The 1,505-nt window shown below is 45.6% G+C and carries 2 tRNA genes and 1 rRNA gene; all 3 read right to left on the bottom strand.

From position 1 onward, the window contains the following. Positions 1-685: 685 nt before the first annotated feature. Positions 686-762: transfer RNA gene (locus ACNKW3_RS19770), tRNA-Ile, on the bottom strand. A 226-nt stretch (positions 763-988) separates the two neighbouring features. Beyond that, positions 989-1,064, bottom strand: a tRNA-Ala gene (locus tag ACNKW3_RS19765). A 92-nt stretch (positions 1,065-1,156) separates the two neighbouring features. Continuing rightward, positions 1,157-1,505: ribosomal RNA gene (locus ACNKW3_RS19760) — 16S ribosomal RNA — on the bottom strand; the annotation flags it as partial.

The following is a 1,505-nucleotide window of genomic DNA, read 5'->3' as shown; positions in this document are numbered from 1 at the left end:
TGCCTTCCTCATTGTCTTTATCTTGTCAGCTTGGGTTCGTCGTTCGGCAGTTACATACTTATCGTATGCGCCTTTCTGACTCCTCACGTCGCTAACAACCTAAAACCAATGACTCGGCAATTCCTCGTTTTAGCATGAGTGTCTAAAACTTAGTTTTGCCTCCGGTGTCTTGCAGCATCGCCTTTTTATCCGACGCTGTTTGATTGTATGAATGACTTGCTAATTACGTGCAAAATTTTATCTTCGAAGAAGATGAAATTCTTGCGCAAGGAGGACACTCGTACTCACGAGGAGTATGACATGACCACTATACGCTACACGTTTATTGTGTCAGATAGAGTCGCTTGGTTGCCTTTCGGCAACTGACTCTTTCATTTCATAATATAAATTACTATCAGCTTTCCAAATTGTTAAAGAGCACGAGCTTCGCTCGTTTAGAGTAAAAAACCCTAATGAATAACTTCTTTTCAGACCTCATTCATTAAGGCTTAGTAACTTCCTGTTGCCACCACACTTAAATTTCTTATTTTGCAATTTAGGCAAGGCGGACAAGTGCGTAGCGTGCACAAACCCCTGCAATTGCTAATCTAACCACTACCTTTAGCAAGTCGATAAATCATCAGCAAGGTCTCCTTGCGGTTAAGTGATTTATCACGCCACTTGCAATGCAAGTGTTTGTGGTAAATGGTAGGCTTGGGCAGACTTGAACTGCCGACCTCACCCTTATCAGGGGTGCGCTCTAACCAGCTGAGCTACAAGCCTATTTTACTTCTCACTTTGGCTTGACTGCGCACCTTGGTTTCATCGTTTGTCGGTTACATACTGCTCGTATGCGCCCTCCGCTCTCTTCAAGTCGGCACTCATTCAAACCAAACTGCTCGCAAAATCAGTCTTCTTTACCACTCTTGCTAAATCAATGACTTGCAATCAGTGTTTTTCTTACGTCGTCAAAAACAAATACTTCTTTTTTGCCTGCCGACATAAAAAGTGGTGGAGCTAAGCAGGATCGAACTGCTGACCTCCTGCGTGCAAGGCAGGCGCTCTCCCAGCTGAGCTATAGCCCCACTTAATTCTTTGCTTGGGTGTTGTTGGCTCTTTCTTTCAAAACAAAACAATCTGTGTGAGCACTGCATTAAGCAGTCACAACTGTCTTTGGTAAGGAGGTGATCCAACCGCAGGTTCCCCTACGGTTACCTTGTTACGACTTCACCCCAGTCATGAAACACAAAGTGGTAACCGTCCCCCCGAAGGTTAGACTAGCTACTTCTTTTGCATCCCACTCCCATGGTGTGACGGGCGGTGTGTACAAGGCCCGGGAACGTATTCACCGCAGTATGCTGACCTGCGATTACTAGCGATTCCGACTTCATGGAGTCGAGTTGCAGACTCCAATCCGGACTACGATAAGCTTTTTGGGGTCCGCTTACTCTCACAAGTTCGCTTCCCTCTGTACTTACCATTGTAGCACGTGTGTAGCCCTACACGTAAGGGCCATGATGACTTGA

Source organism: Glaciecola sp. 1036, from assembly GCF_050306235.1.
GTDB lineage: Bacteria > Pseudomonadota > Gammaproteobacteria > Enterobacterales > Alteromonadaceae > Glaciecola.
This window is presented reverse-complemented; position numbering and strand designations above follow the sequence as displayed.